Origin of the sequence: Streptomyces cellostaticus (genome assembly GCF_001513965.1) — a bacterium.
In the GTDB taxonomy this organism is placed as follows: Bacteria; Actinomycetota; Actinomycetes; order Streptomycetales; family Streptomycetaceae; genus Streptomyces; species Streptomyces cellostaticus.
In genome coordinates this window covers 537-1,077 of the sequence record NZ_KQ948108.1, presented here as the reverse complement: position 1 = coordinate 1,077, position 541 = coordinate 537, and the positions used below count along the sequence as shown (strand labels likewise).

The following is a 541-nucleotide window of genomic DNA, read 5'->3' as shown; positions in this document are numbered from 1 at the left end:
CACCGTGCCCTTGCTTGCGGCCGCCGGGCGCCGGCCGACAGCGGCCGGGACAGTCAGCACAACCTTGCCGATATGACGGGCCTGACTCAGGAAACGGAACGCATCCACCGCCCGCCGCACATCCCAGCACGCCACCGGCAACGGCTGAAGCACACCCCGGGCGAACAACTCCGTGAGCGAAGACAACATCGCCCCGATCACACCCGGATCCTGCTGCAACAGATCAAACGCCTGATACGCAACCCCATGCCGGCGCCCGACCTCACCCGCATCACGGATATCGGTCTTGCCCATCTCCACGAACCGGCCACCGGGACGCGTCAACCGCAGCGAGGCATCCACGAACTCACCCGCCAACGAGTCCAGCACCACATCCACACCACCCCCACCCGACACCTCACGGAAGAGCTCCTCGAACTCGGTCGTCCGGGAGGAGGCGATGTGGGACGCCTCAACGCCCAGTTCCCGCACGGCCGCCCACTTCGACGGAGACGCAGTCGCGAACACCTCCGCACCCAGATAACGAGCCAACTGCACCGCC

General features: G+C 66.5%; 1 protein-coding gene. It reads right to left on the bottom strand.

Going from position 1 to position 541, the window contains the following annotated elements; translation table 11 throughout:
- Nucleotides 1–541, bottom strand: a 541-nt coding sequence (locus AQI88_RS42250) for a zinc-binding dehydrogenase (protein WP_159050611.1), incomplete at both ends; no start/stop codon positions are given.